This is a genomic window from Methylophaga sp. UBA2496 (assembly GCF_002341635.1).
In the GTDB taxonomy this organism is placed as follows: Bacteria; Pseudomonadota; Gammaproteobacteria; order Nitrosococcales; family Methylophagaceae; genus Methylophaga.
Window position 1 is genome coordinate 224,221 of sequence record NZ_DDOK01000003.1, and the last position, 18,850, is coordinate 243,070.

The following is an 18,850-nucleotide window of genomic DNA, read 5'->3' on the forward strand; positions in this document are numbered from 1 at the left end:
TGCGTTAACAATCACAGGAGTTTGTTTCGGTTTCGGGTGGTTGATGACCCTGACAACATTCTTCTTTCAGATAGTCCATCAGCTTTTCCAGATGAGGAAAGTTTGGCTTGCAGCAAATGCTGCGCCCTTTTTTATCCTGAATAATCAGATCCGCATGCGCCATTTTGGTTAAATGATGGGAGAGAGTAGAGCCCGGTATGGCTAAACTACGCTGGATATCACCAACCGGCACACCTTCATGTCCCGCTTTTACCAGATACCGGAAAATAGCCAGACGACTGCTATTGCCTAACTCGGCCAAACTCAAAGCTGCTTCGTCATGGGTCATGATTTCTCCTATATTTCGATTTTTATGGAAATTTAGTTGACACAGATAAAACAAGCAAGTTATTTTATATTTCTATTTTTCTAGAAATATAGGATTTAAAGATGAGCCAGAATCTACATGATGCGTTAGGGATGTTTGCTTTTTTAGCTATTGAACTCTCAATTTTGTTTCTCGTAGTGAGCGTTCTGGTGGGGTTGGTGCAATGGAAAATTCCCGCTGAAAAAATTCAGAGTCTGCTCGGTCATCAGCGACGTCGTGGGTACTTAATTGCAGCAGGTTTAGGCGCTATCACGCCTTTTTGCAGTTGCTCAACCATACCCATTCTGAAAGGGCTGATTAAAGCCCGAGCCGGGTTTGGCCCGATGATGGTGTTTTTGTTTGCTTCGCCATTGCTGAACCCGATTATTGTGGTGTTGCTTTTCGCGACGTTCGGGATGCAGTTGACGCTGGTTTATGTCATATCTGCTTTTATCGTTTCCGTGAGTGGAGGCTGGTTATTAAACCAAATTGGCTTTGAACGCTATGTACGGGATACGCATTACGAAAATAGTAAAGTGGCAGATTTCTGCTGCGGTTCATCAGCAGAATCAGCAAGTCGCGGTGAGTCAGCAACAGACACTATAGATAAGGGGACCGGATGTTGCTCAGCTGAAAACCAATCTGACGATTGTTGTGATAATAAACCGGTTGCTACAACACCATTTCAACGTATCAGCAAACAAGCCTGGTCGGATTTTATCGATGTATTACCGTATTTACTGGTGGGGATAGTGATTGGCAGTGTGATTTATGGTTTTGTGCCAACCGATTTTCTGCAGCACTATGCGGGCAGTGATAATCCTTTCGCTATCCCATTGGCAGCGATTATCGGCGTGCCGTTGTATATCCGTGCTGAAGCCGTGATTCCCTTGGCTTATTCATTATTAGCCAAAGGCGTTGGGGCAGGGACAGTGATGGCCTTGATCATTGGCAGCGCCGGAGCCAGTCTGACGGAATTGATATTATTGCGTTCATTATTCAAAACGCGTTTATTAGTGGCCTTTGTTGCTGTGGTGATGACCATGGCTATTGCCGCGGGTTATCTGACTTATTTGCTATTCTGATAGGCTGCTTCGAGTTTCAGGATATCCAGCTTGTTCATCGACAGTAATGCTGACATAACTGCTGGAGCACGCTGTTTATCCTGCAGCATTTTATCCAGCATGGTCGGCACAATCTGCCAGCACACGCCAAACTGATCCTGTACCCAGCCGCAGTGCAATGTCTTGCCACCATTGACTAACAATCTCTCCCAGAGCCGATCTATTTCAGCTTGGTTCTCGCAACCGACCAACAAAGACAGTGCATGATTAAAGGCCACGTCAGCACCGCCATTCAGCGCAATAAATTCCTGACCTTCGATGCGGAAGGTAATGGAAAGCACCGAACCATCAGGGCCAGGACCTGCACTGTTGTAATACAGTCGGTCCACTTCCTCACCGCCAAATACTGACAGATAAAAGGCAACAGCTTGTTGGGCATGGTCGTTAAACCACAGACAGGGCGTGATTTTCTGCATCTCAGCCTCCTCTGATGTTTTGCTCGGTTTGCAACTCACGCACTGGACGGATTTCAATACTGCCGTAACGGGCTGGAGGAATATTACCGGCCAGTTGAATGGCTTCATTGATATCGCGAGCTTCCAGTAAATAAAACCCGGCCAGTTGCTCTTTGGTTTCGGCAAAAGGCCCATCGGTCACTGTGACCTTGCCATTGCGAACCCGAAGGGTGGTCGCGGTTTCAACTGATTGCAACGCTGAACCATCCAGCATATGGCCACTGTTTTGCAGTTTTTCACTACAGGCTATACATTCCTGATTCAGACTGTCCCATTCCTGCTGAGACATTGCGTTCATAATATTTTCCTGGTAGTACACCAAAGCCAGATATTTCATCTTAATTTCCTTGTAAGCATTGTCCGCAATTAATCATCCATGGCGTGCCAAACCGATCGACCAGCATGCCAAAGCGTTTAGCCCAGAAAGTCGGTTCAAATGGCATTTGGACTATGCCATCTTCCGCCAGTTGATTAAAGGTGGTTTCCGCCTGCTGTTCATCTTCAAAAGCAATCTGCACATGAAAGCCTTGCGGTTTTTCAAACATGCCGGGGGGGCAATCAGAGCCCATTAACATCCAATTGCCGACCTGCAGAGAGACATGCATGACTTTGTCAGCAAACTCGGCGGGCATGTCGTCTGCCATGGGTGATTCGCCTCCGCTCATCATCATGACGATACCGCCACCTAACACCTCGGCATAAAACTCAAACGCCTCCCGGCAGTTGCCATCAAATAACAGATAAGAACTGGTGGAAAGCGGTTGTTTACGACGTTTCTGGTCGAGATCAATATGTTTCTGTAAGCCCGGACCTTCAGCAAAATCACTCATTTCATAGAGCTGTCTGAGTTCCAGTTCAACATTGCCATCGGCATCTTCCACCGGCCAGCGTTTCACCCAGTCCAGCGCTTCCTCTTTGGAATTAACCTCAATAATGGTAAAGCCAGCCAAGACTTCTTTGGTCTCGGTAAATGGCCCATCAGTGATGATTGGCTTGCCCTGCTGGAATTGAATACGGGCGGCTTCAGCAGAGGGTTTTAAACCTTCACCGGCTCGTAATATGCCAGCTTGTGCCAGTTGCATATTGTAGTCACCCATCGCGGATAACAAGTCTTCACTGGGCATGACGCCGTTTTCGGTATGTTTATCAGCCTTACGTAAAATCATAAATTTCATTTTGGTCTCCTTACCATGATGTTTCGGGTGTCAGATGGAACATAGCTGCACCGGTTGCCATATCAAAGGGCAATGAAAAATGCTCGTGAACAATCAACCATTTGTTATCACGCTTTTGATAAACCTGTGTTCCACGGACCCAGCCTACCTGCTCTTCACCGGTTTTATCATCAATACCGCCACATTGATTAAGAAAAAAACACACGGCTAGATCACCATCCACTTTGATATCAATCTGGCCGATTTCAAATTGCGTCATGGTGCACATCTGTAAGCAGTTTTGCCAATGCGTCTCATACTTGCTGCGATGGGTAAATTGCAGTTCAGCAATCGCATCAAATGCCCGGACATCTTCAGCATAACAAGGCATAATTGTTTCTAGGCTCTGGCTGAGAACTGCTTGTTTCCAGTTTTCCAGTTGGTGTTCAATTTCAGTTTTTGCGTTCATCTTTTCCTCCAGTTTAAAAGCCCCGCAATGTGGGTCTTATTAACTAGTCGAATGTAAAACAGCAAAATCGACAGCACGGAAATATTTTTTAAATGCCGGGTATGTCCCTTATTAATCCAATTGGTCTAATCGTCTTTGCAAAAAGCGTTGTTCAGGAGCTTGTTGGGTTAAGGCGAGTGCTTGTTGATAAGCTAAACGGGCAGTATCAAACTGATTTATTCGACGACATAAATCCGCTTTGGCGGCATAAATCAGATGATAGTGGTTAAGCTCACCTTGAGTAAGCAAATCTTCAATGATGGTTAATCCCGCTGCGGGTCCCTGGTGCATTGCAATCGCTACTGCCCGATTTAATCTGATTACCGGTGAATTGTTAAATTGCAATAGCGCGTCATAGAGCCCTACAATCTGTTGCCAGTCCGTCTGCTCAAAGGATTTGGCTTCTGCATGCACGGCGGCAATAGCTGCTTGCAGGGTAAAAAGACCAAATCGTTGGCTTGCCAAGGCCTGTATTACCAGTTCACAACCTTGCTGAATCTGCTGTTGATCCCACAGATTACGATCCTGTTCTTCCAGAGTAATCAACTCGCCGTTGGTATCCACCCGGGCATAACGCCGTGAATCCTGTAACAGCATCAATGCCAGTAATCCTGTTACTTCCGGTTCCGGTAACAACTTTTTTAATAATTTTCCAAGGCGGATAGCCTCAGTGGCTAATTCATGTTTAACCAATTGCTCGCCATTGCTGGCCGAATAGCCTTCATTAAAGATAAGGTAGATAACCTGCAAGACGGATTGCAGCCGTTCAGTTAATTGATCAGTTTCAGGAACTTCATAAGGAATTCCTGCTTCACGAATTTTGTTTTTGGCTCTAACTATTCGTTGTGCAATCGTAGTTGGTTTTTTCAGAAAGGCGTGGGCGACTTCCTCGGTGGTCATGCCACAGACCTCTCTTAATGTCAGTGCTAGTCGCGCGTCTTCGGCTAATGCCGGATGGCAACAGGTGAAGATCAGTCGTAATGGATCATCTTCAATCTGCTGTTCATCCAGCGAGGGATCTTCAGCGGCAATTACATCATTAATGGTATCAAGGGAATAATCAAAACGTGCCTGTCGGCGTATTTGATCAATGGCTTTGAAGCGAGCAGTGGATATCAGCCAGGCTCGCGGATTATCTGGAACGCCATCCAACTTCCATTTTTGCAAGGCAATCGCAAAGGCTTCATGCATGGCTTCTTCAGCCAGATCAAAATCGCCCAGTAAGCGAATTAATGTACTCAGAATCTGTCGTGATTCTGTGTGATAAATTTGATCAACTATTGGTTTCATTTGGGCATTTTAAGGCCAGTCCAATTCAACCCAGACGGTTTTTTACAGATTTAATAAAAGCCTGTTGTATTGGCATTTCTCCCTGATACAACTCTTCAATCTGATTAACTGTTTCCGAATGATCCAGGCATTGTAAAATGCAAGCTGCCACATCGGTCCGGGAAATAAATTGCTGTTGTTGATCAGCGGGACGAGTGGTAGTGATTTTACCGGTTAACGGGCCATCGGTTAATCTGCCGGGACGCAGAATAGTGTAGGGCAGATGGCTTTCGATAAGATGCTTATCGGCAAAATGTTTACAGATGTTGTAATGCTTGATGGCGGGCGTGCCGTGTTCCGGATCGCCGGCATCACGTGAGCTGATCATCACAAATTGTTTAATATCGTGTTGTTTGGCTTTATCGATAGATTTACAGGCGCCCCATAAATCCACCAGGATAGTTTTATCGGCCCCGGTTTTGCCGCCTGAACCGGCGGTAAACACCACTTTATCGCAATCAGTAAAAGTATCATCTGGCAGCTCTTCTTCAAGATCTGCGATCACCACTTCAGCGCCCATCTGTTCAAATTCAGTCGCTTGTTCTGCTTTGCGTAGCATTACTTTTACCGGCAGCTTCTGTTCGGTCATCATCTGTACCAACAGTTTACCGATCTGACCATTTGCGCCGATGACTAATGTTTTATTCATGTTCTTCTCCTGTGGCTGGAACACGGGATGACCTGAGATAACTTCGAAATACTCAGAACATGAAAACAGAGTACGGCGAGTATCAGGTAGAACTCAAGAGCGGAATCAATATGAAAATGAGGGTAGAGCGAAACCGCCATCCAAAATGGATGGCGGTAAAAGGGGGATTAAGCTTCGCGTGAAGATTGATAATTTTGCAAAAAGGCCTGTAAACCTTGCTGAACCAGATCGTAGGTTTTATCGATATTACTGGCTATGTCACCTTCAAGTACTTTCAGTCCGCCAAGAATATCGCGGGCTTCCTTGAAGCCTTGATCGATTCCACCACCAATCACTTTCACAAATGATTCCAGGGCTTCATCCAATGGCATGTCCTGACGGGTGCTGTAATAGGCATCAAAAAAGGCAGTGCTCATTTGCACGATGCGATCTGAAGTCGCTTCAGGTGAGACATCAAGGCCTGATTCATAGGCTTTTTGAATCGCGTTATCACCAAGTTCGGGTCGCAAAACATCATTAATGCCTTCAAGAGCCGTTTTGAAGAGCAATGACATTGCACCATCGCCATTGCCCTCACTGATATTAAAAGAAACCTGCAGAATGGATAAATTCAGTTGGCTGTTGGTGTCGGATACCGAAAACTTTTTTTCCTGTGCCAGAGCAGAAACCTGCTGTCCAAATGGACCATCCTGTTTGTTTACAGGATCTTTTGCCATGGAACTGACAGTCTGGCCGAATGGGGTACTATTAATGGTCATATTCTTGTCCTCTAGAAGGAGCTACCCAAATTATAGCGGACGCGATGATCAGAACTTGAGTTTATTATTTGCTTTTTTGGCCGATAAAAATCAATTCGGGCAGCAGGGATGCAGACCATTTTCATCTACCCGACCACTGATAAGTCGTTCTGGAATGATTTCAAAATAATGGTTTATTGGCTGGATAAATGCTCCGTAAGGACAGCCAATCTCATCGGCAGCCATGGCTTCCAGTATCACCTCTTTGCTGGTTTGGTCCGAATTTTTAAAGCTATCTGCTAATACCCAGAAAGGTTTGTGCCAGTCTTTTGCGGCCAGTGCCTGCAGATAAGAGCCACTTTTGTTAACAAAACACTGATCGGCAAGCCAGGTGTCACAGCCCACCAGATTGATATCAATGTCAGACATTATCTTTCCCATTTGTGCATCGGTGATAACCGAAACCGGAATCTGCCAATGATTTAGTTGTTCAGCCACCAGAAACCCTTCATTGCCCGGTGCACTGACAGTAACAACCACTCGAAAATCGGTTTGTTGCTGTTTAAGCATCTTGAATAGGGCCAATACTTGAGAGCTTCGGCTATGCGTAAGAATAGTTTGACCAGGCTGAATCAGCTGACAGGCATGCCCGACAACATGATCGCTGGCCTGAATTAATAACACGCGAATATCGGCCAGCTGTTTCAGATAATGTAGACGAAACTCGCCATTGAAGTGCAGGGTAATAACCTGAGCCAGCCAGCGTTTTAATGCGTTAGTAACAGCATGCATACTGGGGCGAATCTGGCTCAGTTCCACTACAATATTTGCCAGTTCTGCTGAAGTTTTGGTATCAGTTTGCTGAAGAAATTCATGCAGATGAGACAGGGTTTCAATAGCCAGCTCACTGGCACCGGATTGCCGATTATCTTGAAGCTGTTGTTTGAGTTGTTGATACAGCATTGTAATCAAACTTGTTTTTGAGCTTCTCGAATAGGGCTTAACGCCAGTAACCAACCCAATATCATAAAGGTCAGCATCCCCAGCAGGATAACTTCAAACTGCACGCCACCATCAATTAAAAAGCCTAAAACGGCAGGTGCCAGACCGGTTGAAAACACCATTAAGGCAGATTTCACACTGCGTACCCGGCCAAGATGTTCCCGCCCCCACAGCACAACCAACAAACTGTCAACGACGGGTGAGGACATACCGAGTGAAATACCGGCCCCAATCATTAAAATCAAAACGCCTGCATTTCCTCCCACAATAACAGCCAGAATGATGGCTAAAGCAAATGGCATCAGATAAATTCTGGCAAGCAGTGACACGCCTAACTCATCAATCCAGCGTCCGCCAAGCAAGGCTCCGGGAAAACGGGCAACGCCCATCGCTGTTAAGCCCAAAGCATAGGTTGTGGTGGTAGCGTTTAAATCCAATGTCATTTGTGCCTGAAAAATAAAAATACCGGTCAGCGTGACCGGCAAGGCCATGGTCAGAGGAATAATCAGCCAGAATCGCTTTTCCAGCAAGGGATTGGGACCCTTGATTTGGTTGCCACTACTATCACGCTTGATTTCAGGTGCCTCAGGCCAGGGCGCCATAAACAATAACACTATCCAAATGAGAAAAATAATCGCTGCTACTGCCCACCAGATTTGCTGCCAACTCAACCATCCGATTAATAAGGCGATAACCGGCGCTAAAATAATTTCACCCAAAGGCATACCCAGACTGACCAGTCCCAGAGCCCTGCCACGATTAACAGTGAATTCGCGCCCAGCCAAAGTACTACCAAAATGCGTCATCAATCCCTGACCGCATAATCTGACCAGGCCTAAACCAATGACCGCGGGGATCAGCCAAGGTGAAGTGGTCAGTAAAATAACGCCGGTAAGTAATGCGGTCAGCACTAACAATGCATAGCGCCGTGGAGCAATCCAATCCAGTTTCTGGCCGTAATGCAGTACCAGAAATCCACTGATCATGGTGAGCGCGGCATACACTGCACCAAACTCACCCGCGGATAAATTTAATGAGTTGGCAATATCAGACTGAAACAGACCAATAAAAAAGCTTTGTCCGAGATTACCGGTGAACAGTGCGATAAAACCAATGGCCAGCAAACCAAACTGGTTGCGGATCAAACTGAAATAACTGTTTGCTTGAGGTGTGGTCATAGATTCCGACGTGAAAGGTAAGTGGGCCGCAGCTTTTCCAATAGCAGAAAAGTAAATCACTAAAAATTATAAAGCAGTGAATCAGTGCGTGCGAATCCGGTTAAACCAAGTTTGCTGGCACGAGTGTTCCATTGATTTATCAATTTTATGATGGAAGGGTTCCAGGGCGAGTTTTGTATATCTTAATTAATGCAATGTAAATGCAAATCGTTTGTATTAGCAAATATCATTGTGTAAACTTTTTTAAATTTATCTAGGTGGGTTTATGAAGTCTGATACACGACGCGCTATCACATTTTCTATAGCATCACTTTGCTGTGGAATGGCAATTGCCGATACTGAACAACAATCCCAAGTAGAAGAGCAACAGCAAGAAACGTCTGACAATGTCAGTCTGGATTCACTTCATGTTTATGGGGAACCAGAAGAAACCAAATCAGCAACCAAACTTGATTTGACTGTTTTTGAAACACCTCAAATCGTATCGGTTATTTCGAATGACCAGATCCAGGATTTTGCATTACGTGATGTGAATACACTACTGAGATATGCCCCGGGCGTAACGGTTGAGCAGGTTGAAACAGGACGAACCTATTACACCGCGCGCGGTTTCGACATAGTCAATTTCCAGTACGATGGTCTTGGAGTGCCATTTTCATTTGGACTGACTCAAGGTCATGATGACACGGCAATGTATGAAAAAGTCGAAGTCATTAAGGGGGCAAGTGGTTTGATTACCGGGCTTGCTAATCCTTCAGCGACAATTAACTTTGTTCGTAAACGGCCTACTGATGAGTTTCATGCTTCTGCGAAAACATCTTATGGTTCATGGAATACACGTCGAATTGATGTGGATCTTTCGGGGCCTATAAATGAGCGAGTACGTGGTCGATTAGTCGTCGCAAAAGAAAAAGGCGACTCTTACCTGGACCGATATACGACCGATAGGGATGTATTTTATGGCATTGTTTCAGCTGATCTGACAGATACAACCGAATTGACCTTAGCTCACAGTGTAAATGATACATACAGCAAAGGTAATTCTTCAGGTGCTTTACCACTTTTTTACAGCGACGGTACGTTAACCAGTTATGACGTGTCGACTAATACCGCGCCAGATTGGGCTTATCAGGATGTGAAACAAACACGAAGTTTTGCCGAACTGGATCATGAGTTAAGTGAGAACTGGTCAGTAAAAGCTATCTATACTCAGAATAAACAAGAAAAACAGTGGGATTCATTCTATCTTTCGGGTAGCCCAGATGCCTTTACTGAAGAAGGTTTAACAGCCCATGCCAGTCATTATGATGCACAAGATAAAGAAAAAATATTCGATCTTTATCTTAGTGGTCAGTTTGAATTAGCCGGCAGGGAACATGAGCTGGTGGTCGGCATCAATAAAGCTGATATTAAACTTACAGGACGATCTATTTACTCCAGTGAATGGAATTACGCCCCGGTTGGTTCTAATTGGGCTGCAGGATACACCCCTCGACCAGCATTTGATGTTTATGATGCAGACACCCAATCAACCAATATTGATCAAGACCAAGACTCGGCCTATTTCTCAACCAGACTTAGTGCCACTGACAGGCTTTCCTTTTTACTAGGTGCCAGAACTGTCAAGATTGAACAGGATGGATACAGTTATGGTGCCCCACAAAAAGTATCGGATTCAGAGACGGTGCCTTATGCAGGTGTTACCTATGAAGTTATTGATGGAACCATGCTCTATGGTAGCTACAGTGAAGTGTTCAAAGCCCAGACATGGGTTGGCGCAGATCTATCGCCATTAGGTTCGGTGAAAGGTGAAAGTAGAGAAATTGGTATCAAACAGGAATTTAATGATGGCCGCGCCGTATTAACCTTAGCGCGTTTTGAGTCCAGACAGGAAAATTTTGGTGAATGGATTGATCGTGATGCTGCGTCGGGACTAAATATTTACCGTGGTGTTGAGATGGAGAGCAAAGGTTATGAAATTGAATTATCTGGTGAAGTGGTAGATCGATTAAACCTGAGTATGGGTTACACACACTTGGATATAGAGGATGAAAATGGTGATAAAACTCGAACCTTTATACCCACTAATCAATTCAAAGTAGCCGCAAGTTATCATGTACCTCAAGTTGTCGGACTCAATGTCGGTGGCGGGGTAAGATGGCAAAATGAAATTTACGTTGGCGATGTTGAAGTGCAGGGAAGTTATGCCTTGGTGGATATGTTTGCCCAGTACCAGCTCAATCAAAACGTTACACTTGCTATGAATTTGTATAACGTCGGCAATGAAAAATATTTTGAAAGTCCGCAATGGGGACAGGCTAATTACGGTGCAACAAGAAGTGCCATAGGCTCTGTTACCTGGACATATTAATTCTCTGGATATAAAGATTCGGGCATCATCATGATGCCCGAATAATAGTAATATAATGCATATCCAGCCGTTTAAAAATCACTTATTACCAGAAAAATGCTGCCTTAGATCCGCAGCAGATTTTGAATGATTTCGTCTTCGGTTTTACCTTGGGTACGTAGATTGTAATAGTACTGACAAAGTGCCGAGAAACTGTGCGGAGTTTGTAATGTTGGCAGCTTGGTAAACCATTCCAATCGATCTACCGCGGTTTCATTAATGCGATGTTCGAGCAACATATCTTCCAGTTGTGCTGCACGATTGGCAATCATCCGGTGACTTTCATCGAACCGGTCAGCCGCGATAACCAGTAATTCTGCGGTTCGTTCTATTTCTGCTCTTTCATCTGTTACTTCTGCACGGCTGCGTTTTACCAGCCATTCCTGCGGTGACATTTCAACTTGTCCGTCCAGCCACAGGGGGATTTTATCTTCATCAACTATCGGTGCAGTCTCCATTTCCGGAACAGCATCACTTCCTTCACAGCCTCCCAGCGATAACATCAGTAATAAGCTCAATATGAAAAATGGTGGTAATGCAAAAGACAGCTTTAACATGTGTACTCCAGATGACATTGCTGACAAACAGCAATTTAGGGGCATACTAGAGTGCTAGGGCTAAAAGTACATCAGAGTTAGTCCTGATTTATTAGGGAAGATGTCACAAGCTGCTACAAGTCAGTCTGGCAGATTGGATTTATTCGATGTGTTTTTGTGTTTGTTAAAAAAACGCGGGTTTTTCACGATAAATGAAAAGATCCAGCGTTCGAGAAAAGATTTCGCCTGAGCTTTTTTCAAATAGCCATAACCAAGTATCGAGATAATCAACGCGCCAATCGCATCAACAATCAGGTCATACATTGTGTCCGTTAAACCTGAATGATCGCCGAACATCGGTTTTTGCATATTGGTGCCGAAAATCTTATCCATCGAAAATTCAAATATTTCCCACAAAGCCCCCATTCCCAGCGCAAACATAAAAGCAAAAAACGCCACAAATCCGGGCTGCATCTGCATATGAATACTGTCATTTTCATTCAGTAAATAAACCAGAAGAAAACCTGTAATTCCCAGCAAAAATCCTGAAGTAGTATGCAGTGCAATGTCCCACCACCAGAAACGGGTGTAATAGCCATGAACTTCACCTAAAAAAATTGACGCGAAAATAAAGCCGATTGCCATCAGCTGAAATACAGGTGGCACATGCACATTGAATTTTTTGGCGAGCAAAATCGGGAATAATGTGATGATGATTATGCCGGTGGTAATCACCACATTAAGCCATTGTTGTTCCCAAATTGCCCCGGCCAGCCCGATAAACAAAAGAAACTGTAAAAAAAGAGTAAGTTTTCGTGACATGGATGTTTCGGGCATATTGGCTCCGGTACTCAAATGAACTGTTTGAACCTAATGGAATCATACACATGTGATTCCTTTAAATTACGTATGTTCATTAATAATCTCAATTGAAAAATGAGTTTGACTGTATGACTGCGAACAAATGACATATTTGCGAATAGTTTTCTTCGTTTTGGGATTCTTGCCCGTGCAAGCTTTTGCCGAGCAAATCATTATTTTCCGGCATGCGCTTGCTCCTGGAGTAGGTGATCCGCCGGGATTCGAACTGGAAGATTGCCAGTCACAACGTAATTTATCTGAGCAAGGCCGACAACAAGCCATTGAGCTGGGCGATAAACTTCGTGATCTGGGTATCAGCGATGCAGAGGTTTATTCAAGTGAATGGTGCCGTTGTCTGGAAACAGCGGAACTACTGGGCTTTGGAAGTCCCCAAAAGCTGACGGCATTGAATTCGTTTTTTCATGCATCAAATCGCCATTTAAAAAAACAATTTCTGCAGGACTGGAAGACACATATTGTTCAGCAGCAAACAGAGAAACCCCGAATTTATATTACTCATCAGGTTAATATTTCCGGGCTGTTAGATGAGTTCATCTTATCCGGTGAAGGGGTCATAGTGGAAGTGGATGAAAATGAGGCGTTGGAAATTGTATCGGTTTTGCAATGAACCCTTTTGCCCTGTTAGAGTCCTTTAACACAAACACTCGCTTTTAGCCGGCTCAGTAAAATGCTTTCGGATTCCGGAAAAATTTACTAATGGCATCAGTCTCAAGCCTTTAGGCTTGCAATCGATTAAAAAATAACGAAACCAAACAAGGGAGATCTCAGCATCGTGCGGATTTTTGATATGCAATGGAAGTTAACTTCGGGTCTGCTGATGACATTGTTGTTAGCCTTCAGTTTTACCGACATGGTATGGGCTGAACCTGCTGCTTCATCCAATAACGAAACGCATTACTCGGCACTTGCCGATACGCTTGAAAATGAGCAGGCACGTGAAAAACTCATTACCGAACTGCGTGATTTGGCCGAAGCCGCAGGCGCGATGGATAAAGAGACTGATTCAGTCAGTCTGGTAGCTGAGCCCACTTTTGCCCGGCAAATTGCTAATAAAACCCAAGCCGTCGCCCAGGAAATTGTTTCAACAGTGAGTGCGGGTTTTTCTGCTTTAACCGGAACGGATTCGGATCAAGAAAGCGCGTTTGATTGGCAGCTGATACTGGATGAAATCTTCTTTCTGGTCGTCGTGATTGCTGCCACGTTATTGATGTTTTACGTGCTGCGCAGTCTGGCACGCCATGCTTTTCGCCGTGCCAATAACTGGGCTGAAGCAGATGGCGAATATCCGGTTTTTCGAAAATTCAGCGCGATTTTACTGGCTGCAGTTGTTGATTTACTAACCGTTATTTTGGCATGGGTAGCCGGTTATGCTGTGGCTTTATTTGCCATTGGCAGTAATGGTGAGATGAATGTCAGTCAATCGCTATTTCTGAATGCCTTTCTGGCGATTGAAATATTCAAAGTGATTCTGAGAACCGTCTTTGCTGGGCGGGATGATGCTTTGCGTTTATTACCCATCTCAGCTGAAAGTGCGACATACTGGCATATCTGGCTGGTGCGTTTAACCAATTATATCGGCTACGGCATGCTATTGGTGGTGCCACTTGTCAATCTGAATATTAATCCGGTGATTGGCCAGTTGGTCAGTGTATTGGTGGTATTAAGTGCATTTATCTATGCCGTCCTGGTGATCATGCAAAACCGCATGTTAGTCAAACAACGTTTGTTATTCCACGCGCAGCAGTCCACCTTTAGTTTTTCACGGGTCAGTCTGGGAATTCTTGCGCGCAGCTGGCATGTGTTGGGTATTGTTTATTTTGCCGTAATGGCGGGAGCATTATTACTTCGTCCGGAGGATGCCTTGCCGATGATGCTTAAAGCCACTTTCCAAACGATTCTGGCATTAGTGATTGGCGGCTTAGTGGCAAAATTTATGGCCAAAACCATTGGTCGTCCGGTACATGTTTCAGATGATTTGCGTTCACGTTTTCCATTACTCGAAGAACGGTTGAATGGATTTGTGCCCAATATCTATAAAACCTTACGCATTTTGCTGGTCGTAGTGGTTGCTGCCGTGATTCTGGATGCGTGGGGAATATTCAGTCTTTCGGCCTGGTTAGCTTCAGATGCGGGTATTCAGACTATCGGTACAGTAATCAGTGTGGCGGCGATCCTTGTGGGTGCGATGGCCATCTGGATTGCTCTGGCCAGCTGGATTGAGCATCGGCTAAACCCTAATGATGATGGTCAGATGCCTACGGCCAGAGCAAAAACATTATTGACCATTTTCCGTAATGCGGCAGCGATTGCTCTGATCATTATGACAGTGATGATTGTGCTGGCAGAAATAGGTGTCAATATCGGACCATTACTGGCAGGGGCTGGTGTATTGGGTCTGGCTATTGGTTTTGGTGCCCAGAAACTGGTTCAGGATGTGATTACCGGTGTATTTATTCAAATGGAAAATGCCATTAATGCCGGAGATATTGTGACAGCTGGTGGTATTACGGGGACCGCTGAAAAACTTACTATCCGTTCGTTAGGCTTACGTGATTTATCCGGTACCTACCATATGATTCCGTTTTCGGCGGTGGATACTGTTTCCAACTTTATGCGGGAGTTTGCTTACCATGTTGGTGAATATGGTGTGGCGTATCGTGAAAATACAGATGAAGTCATTGTGCATCTGCGTGAAGCGTTTGCTGAATTAATGGCTGATCCTGAACAGCGTGAAAAAATTCTGATCGACGAACTGGAAGTCCATGGTGTGACCGCGCTGGCGGACAGTTCGGTGAATATCCGGGTACGTATTAAAACCCTTCCGGGGACACAATGGGGTGTCGGCCGGGCTTATAATCGTCTGGTTAAACAGCATCTGGATGCGGCGGGCATTGAGATTCCATTCCCGCATATGACCATTTACTTTGGTCAGGATAAAGATGGCTCAGCGCCACCTGCACCGCTGAAAATGGTCGGAGACTCGGATGCAAATTCTGCCATTCAGTTAGAGCAGAAGCCTGAAAAAACAACAAGCTCAAAATCATCAAAATCCAATCCAAAGCATAAACAGGATTTCGATGAAGAACATTAAACAGTAAACACCCTGTTGATAACGGCAGGGTGTTTTTTATTTATCCATGGAGCCGTTGCTGTATTAACCGCTGCATATTCCGAGTGGCGGAACAGTTATCGCATTCATTCAATGCCGTTTGTATCAGTGTTCGAGCTGAACGGTAATCCTGCTTCAAATAAAGCAGGGTGGCCGTCATCAAAGGTTTGTTATGATAATTTTCCAATAAATCATCAATCACCAATTGCAGGCCGGGATCGGCGCTGAAATAACGCAGATCACTGGTATCGGCAATTAATGCCAGGTTCAAAGCCCAAAATGCTTTATCCGTTTCACCCTGTAAAGCCGTGGCTAAAGCAAAACCAATTTTGGGTAAAGAAGCTTTGGGATTTTTACTGGATTGCGCTTTAAAGGCATTAATCGCTGTTGTTGATTCATAGCGTGATAATGCTTCCCAACCATCAATATTGGAATAGTTTGATATAGACGCAGCTGTGGAAAGGGGCCGTGATGAATTAGCTGTATAGCGACGTATAGGGTCGGCATTTTGATAATTCTGAGAATAAACAATCGGTGTAATCAGGGTGATACTGTTGCCTCGAAAACCATAATAGCCTGTTCGATGACGAGGTCGGGTTGTATCGTAATGTCGGTAATACGGTTTATAACGAGGTTGCTTGAAGTGGTTGAGCCTGGGATCCAGTCCAAATGAACGGTGGCCAGTAATACCGATAGAAGGGGAGCGATAATGCCGGTTTCCCGAAATACCATAGTGTGGTCGATTATGCAGATTCTGACCAAGTTGCACGTTCACCGACACATCGGCATAACTGTGTTGACTTGGTATAAATACCATTAGTCCAGTAAGCAGGCTGGCGGTGAAAGCTGGAAGAAATAGATTTTTAATGAATGACATAGCCATTACCTCACAGTTTGGCTGGCTGATGACTATCAGACTTGCAGTCTGTGTTGGGGTTCATTGCCATGAATGTAAATTCAGGTAAAGCAATGTTTCAGCGAGCTTTTTGGTATCATGCGCGCTATCTTTCTCTGTTTAAAGTTTCCCATGTCTGAAAATGATTTTTCTAAGCTGAAGTTACCTGCTGAACAACTGGCTGTACTTGATTCGCTCGGTTACAAACAAATGACCGCTGTACAGGCGCAGAGCCTGCCACTGATCCTGCAGGGCAAGGATTTGATTGCTCAGGCAAAAACCGGCAGTGGTAAAACCGCTGCCTTTGGCCTTGGTCTTTTACAAACGATTAAGCCTGACTTTTTTGCCGTGCAAGCCTTAATTATTTGCCCAACACGGGAGTTGGCCGATCAGGTAGGCAAAGAATTACGTCGTCTGGGACGTTCTATCCCGAATCTTAAACTGGTGATGTTATGCGGGGGTAAACCGTTAGGCCCACAAATTGCGTCATTGGAATACGGTGCACATATTGTTGTAGGCACACCGGGAAGGATTCAGGATCATCTGAAAAAATCCACTTTGAAGCTCAATAAAGTTAAAACAGTGGTGCTGGATGAAGCGGATCGCATGCTGGATATGGGCTTTGTCGATGCGATGCAGGACATTATCGGACAGACGCCCAGCTCGCGGCAGACGTTACTCTTTTCTGCCACCTTTCCCGATAGCATTAAACAGATAAGTCGCAGCATTCAACGTGATCCGGCACGAGTGACGGTTGAGTCACAACATCAACAAGCGGTCATCGAGCAGCTGTTTTACGAAATCAAAAAGCATGAGCGTAACAGTTCATTGCTAATGTTGTTTCAGCATTATCAGCCTAAAAACGCGATTGTGTTCTGTCATACCAAAAAACAATGTGATGAAGTGGCAGAATGGCTTCGTAACCATAAAATTGATGCCCAGCCCATTCATGGCGATTTGGAACAACGTGAAAGGGATCAGGTCCTGGTGCGTTTTGCCAACCAGAGTTGTCCTGTTTTGGTTGCCACCGATGTAGCCGCGCGTGGGCTGGATATCAAAGCGATTGAAATGGTGATTAACTATGAATTACCACGTGATCCGGAAGTGTATGTACATCGTATCGGTCGAACTGGTCGGGCAGGAGAGTCAGGTCTGGCTATGAGTCTGGTAGCTGAAGCCGAAGTGCCACGCATGCTGGCAATTGAGAAATATCAAAAAAAACCGTGTCGCTGTGATGTACCAGCTTCGCTGGATCGCGATGACAGTTATACTCTTGAAGCCAATATGGTGACTATTCAACTGGATGCCGGGCGTAAAAACAAACTTCGACCAGGAGATATTTTAGGGGCATTGACGGGGGATGCTGGGTTGGATGGTGCCGATATCGGCAAGATCGATATTTTTGATATGTCGAGTTATGTGGCTGTAAGCAAATCCGCATTGCGACAGGCAATGAATTATCTGGCCGATGGAAAAATCAAAGGCCGTACAATTCGGGCCAGAAAAATACGTTAAATTGACTCAGAATGGATTATAAAAACCTTGTTTATGTTGTGGAAATAAGTACCCTTAACGGTAAGTCTCAACGAGTGTTGCCATGACCGATTTGATAAACGACAACCCCACCGATAACGGTGTCTACAAAACGCTGCTCGAATCGACCAGGGCTATTCCCTGGAAAATTGATTGGGCAACTTTGCAATTCACCTATATCGGTCCACAGATTGAAGAACTGCTGGGTTGGGAGCCTTCCAGCTGGCAGTCGGTTGAAGACTGGGCAACCCGAATGCATCCGGAAGATCGGCAGTGGGTAGTGGATTTCTGTGTTTCGCAATCCCAGTCAGGCGTTGATCATGAAGCCGACTATCGAGCACTGACAAAAAATGGCGACTATGTTTGGATCCGCGATGTAGTTCATGTGGTTCGCAAGGAAAATGGTGAGGTCGATTCCTTAATTGGTTTTATGTTTGATATCAGTGAACGTAAAAAAACGGAACAGGAACTGATCAAGTTACAAAAAGAACTTGAAGAACTGTCTTTCAAAGATGGATTGACCGGTGTAGCCAATCGTCGCATGTTTGATACGGTCATTGAAACTGAGTGGCTAAAGGCTCGGCAGAATAAACAGCCATTGTCATTGATCGTTATTGATATCGACTTTTTCAAAGAATACAACGATTGTTATGGTCATTTGCAGGGTGATGATTGTCTGAAGCAGGTTGCTGCAACCTTGAATAATGTTGCCGTACGTTCCCGGGATTTTTTTGGACGCTTTGGTGGCGAAGAGTTTGTGATGCTGTTGCCGGAAACAGATAATAATGCCGCCTGGTCCATAGCCGAGCGTTGTCGGCAGGCACTTTTCAAAAAACAGATCCCTCACGACCGCTCAAAAGTCAGTCAGTTGCTCACCATTAGCCTGGGCGTCAGCACCATGATTCCATCGGCAAATGATGAGCATAATGAACTGATTGATAGAGCAGATAAACAGCTCTATCAGGCCAAGCAAAAAGGCCGTAACTGCATTCAGTCTGCCTGA

19 protein-coding genes are annotated in these 18,850 nt (G+C 44.9%); 6 read left to right on the top strand and 13 right to left on the bottom strand.

Features of this window, described 5'->3' with window-relative positions; genetic code table 11:
* Nucleotides 1–4: 4 nt before the first annotated feature.
* On the bottom strand, nt 5–328 hold the full coding sequence (locus B2W60_RS01880) for an ArsR/SmtB family transcription factor (RefSeq protein ID WP_292361571.1): 324 nt from the start codon (nt 326–328) through the stop codon (nt 5–7).
* 101 nt (nt 329–429) lie between these two features.
* On the opposite strand from B2W60_RS01880, the gene B2W60_RS01885 reads away from it, so the two are divergent.
* A complete protein-coding gene (locus B2W60_RS01885) occupies nt 430–1,431 on the top strand; it encodes a permease (RefSeq protein WP_292361572.1) in 1,002 nt (333 codons plus the stop codon).
* Here the strand turns inward: B2W60_RS01885 and B2W60_RS01890 are convergent.
* From B2W60_RS01890 to B2W60_RS01930, 9 genes are all read right to left on the bottom strand, one after another.
* Nucleotides 1,416–1,886, bottom strand: coding sequence for a VOC family protein (locus B2W60_RS01890; protein ID WP_292361573.1), 471 nt, complete (start codon nt 1,884–1,886; stop codon nt 1,416–1,418). The genes B2W60_RS01885 and B2W60_RS01890 overlap by 16 nt on opposite strands.
* 1 nt (nt 1,887) lies before the next feature.
* Nucleotides 1,888–2,262: a YciI family protein gene (locus B2W60_RS01895; protein WP_292361574.1), complete on the bottom strand. Its 375-nt coding sequence runs from the start codon at nt 2,260–2,262 to the stop codon at nt 1,888–1,890.
* A 1-nt stretch (nt 2,263) separates the two neighbouring features.
* The gene (locus B2W60_RS01900) at nt 2,264–3,100 is read right to left on the bottom strand and encodes a YciI family protein (protein ID WP_292361575.1); all 837 of its coding nucleotides are present in this window, start codon (nt 3,098–3,100) and stop codon (nt 2,264–2,266) included.
* Between the two features lie 10 nt (nt 3,101–3,110).
* Entirely contained in the window at nt 3,111–3,548 is a 438-nt protein-coding gene (locus B2W60_RS01905; protein WP_292361576.1) for a YybH family protein, read from the bottom strand.
* 111 nt (nt 3,549–3,659) lie between these two features.
* Nucleotides 3,660–4,877 (bottom strand): RNA polymerase sigma factor, encoded by a 1,218-nt coding sequence (locus B2W60_RS01910; RefSeq protein ID WP_292361577.1) that lies wholly within the window; start codon nt 4,875–4,877, stop codon nt 3,660–3,662.
* A 25-nt stretch (nt 4,878–4,902) separates the two neighbouring features.
* Complete coding sequence (locus B2W60_RS01915) at nt 4,903–5,565, bottom strand: SDR family oxidoreductase (RefSeq protein ID WP_292361578.1); 663 nt, start codon at nt 5,563–5,565, stop codon at nt 4,903–4,905.
* Nucleotides 5,566–5,732: 167 nt separating this feature from the next.
* On the bottom strand, nt 5,733–6,323 hold the full coding sequence (locus tag B2W60_RS01920) for a DUF5610 domain-containing protein (protein WP_292361579.1): 591 nt from the start codon (nt 6,321–6,323) through the stop codon (nt 5,733–5,735).
* Between the two features lie 90 nt (nt 6,324–6,413).
* Entirely contained in the window at nt 6,414–7,265 is an 852-nt protein-coding gene (locus B2W60_RS01925) for a hypothetical protein (protein ID WP_292361580.1), read from the bottom strand.
* 5 nt (nt 7,266–7,270) lie between these two features.
* Nucleotides 7,271–8,482, bottom strand: coding sequence for an MFS transporter (locus tag B2W60_RS01930; RefSeq protein ID WP_292361581.1), 1,212 nt, complete (start codon nt 8,480–8,482; stop codon nt 7,271–7,273).
* A gap of 265 nt (nt 8,483–8,747) precedes the next feature.
* Between B2W60_RS01930 and B2W60_RS01935 the strand changes: the two genes are divergently transcribed.
* The gene (locus B2W60_RS01935; RefSeq protein WP_292361582.1) at nt 8,748–10,853 is read left to right on the top strand and encodes a TonB-dependent siderophore receptor; all 2,106 of its coding nucleotides are present in this window, start codon (nt 8,748–8,750) and stop codon (nt 10,851–10,853) included.
* A gap of 104 nt (nt 10,854–10,957) precedes the next feature.
* Here B2W60_RS01935 and B2W60_RS01940 read toward each other — a convergent pair whose 3' ends face one another.
* Nucleotides 10,958–11,449: a hypothetical protein gene (locus B2W60_RS01940; protein WP_292361583.1), complete on the bottom strand. Its 492-nt coding sequence runs from the start codon at nt 11,447–11,449 to the stop codon at nt 10,958–10,960.
* A gap of 120 nt (nt 11,450–11,569) precedes the next feature.
* Nucleotides 11,570–12,265 (bottom strand): hypothetical protein, encoded by a 696-nt coding sequence (locus tag B2W60_RS01945; protein WP_292361584.1) that lies wholly within the window; start codon nt 12,263–12,265, stop codon nt 11,570–11,572.
* A 172-nt stretch (nt 12,266–12,437) separates the two neighbouring features.
* Here B2W60_RS01945 and B2W60_RS01950 point away from each other — a divergent pair, with 172 nt between their 5' ends.
* Entirely contained in the window at nt 12,438–12,917 is a 480-nt protein-coding gene (locus tag B2W60_RS01950) for a histidine phosphatase family protein (protein ID WP_292361585.1), read from the top strand.
* A 180-nt stretch (nt 12,918–13,097) separates the two neighbouring features.
* Nucleotides 13,098–15,401, top strand: a complete 2,304-nt coding sequence (locus B2W60_RS01955) for a mechanosensitive ion channel domain-containing protein (RefSeq protein WP_292361586.1) — start codon at nt 13,098–13,100, stop codon at nt 15,399–15,401.
* 40 nt (nt 15,402–15,441) lie between these two features.
* Here B2W60_RS01955 and B2W60_RS01960 read toward each other — a convergent pair whose 3' ends face one another.
* Nucleotides 15,442–16,296, bottom strand: coding sequence for a hypothetical protein (locus B2W60_RS01960; protein WP_292361587.1), 855 nt, complete (start codon nt 16,294–16,296; stop codon nt 15,442–15,444).
* Between the two features lie 150 nt (nt 16,297–16,446).
* On the opposite strand from B2W60_RS01960, the gene dbpA reads away from it, so the two are divergent.
* Nucleotides 16,447–17,829, top strand: coding sequence for an ATP-dependent RNA helicase DbpA (gene dbpA, locus B2W60_RS01965; protein WP_292361588.1), 1,383 nt, complete (start codon nt 16,447–16,449; stop codon nt 17,827–17,829).
* An 82-nt stretch (nt 17,830–17,911) separates the two neighbouring features.
* Nucleotides 17,912–18,850 carry a sensor domain-containing diguanylate cyclase gene (locus B2W60_RS01970; RefSeq protein WP_292361589.1) on the top strand — a complete coding sequence of 313 codons (939 nt, stop codon included), beginning with the start codon at nt 17,912–17,914 and terminating at the stop codon, nt 18,848–18,850.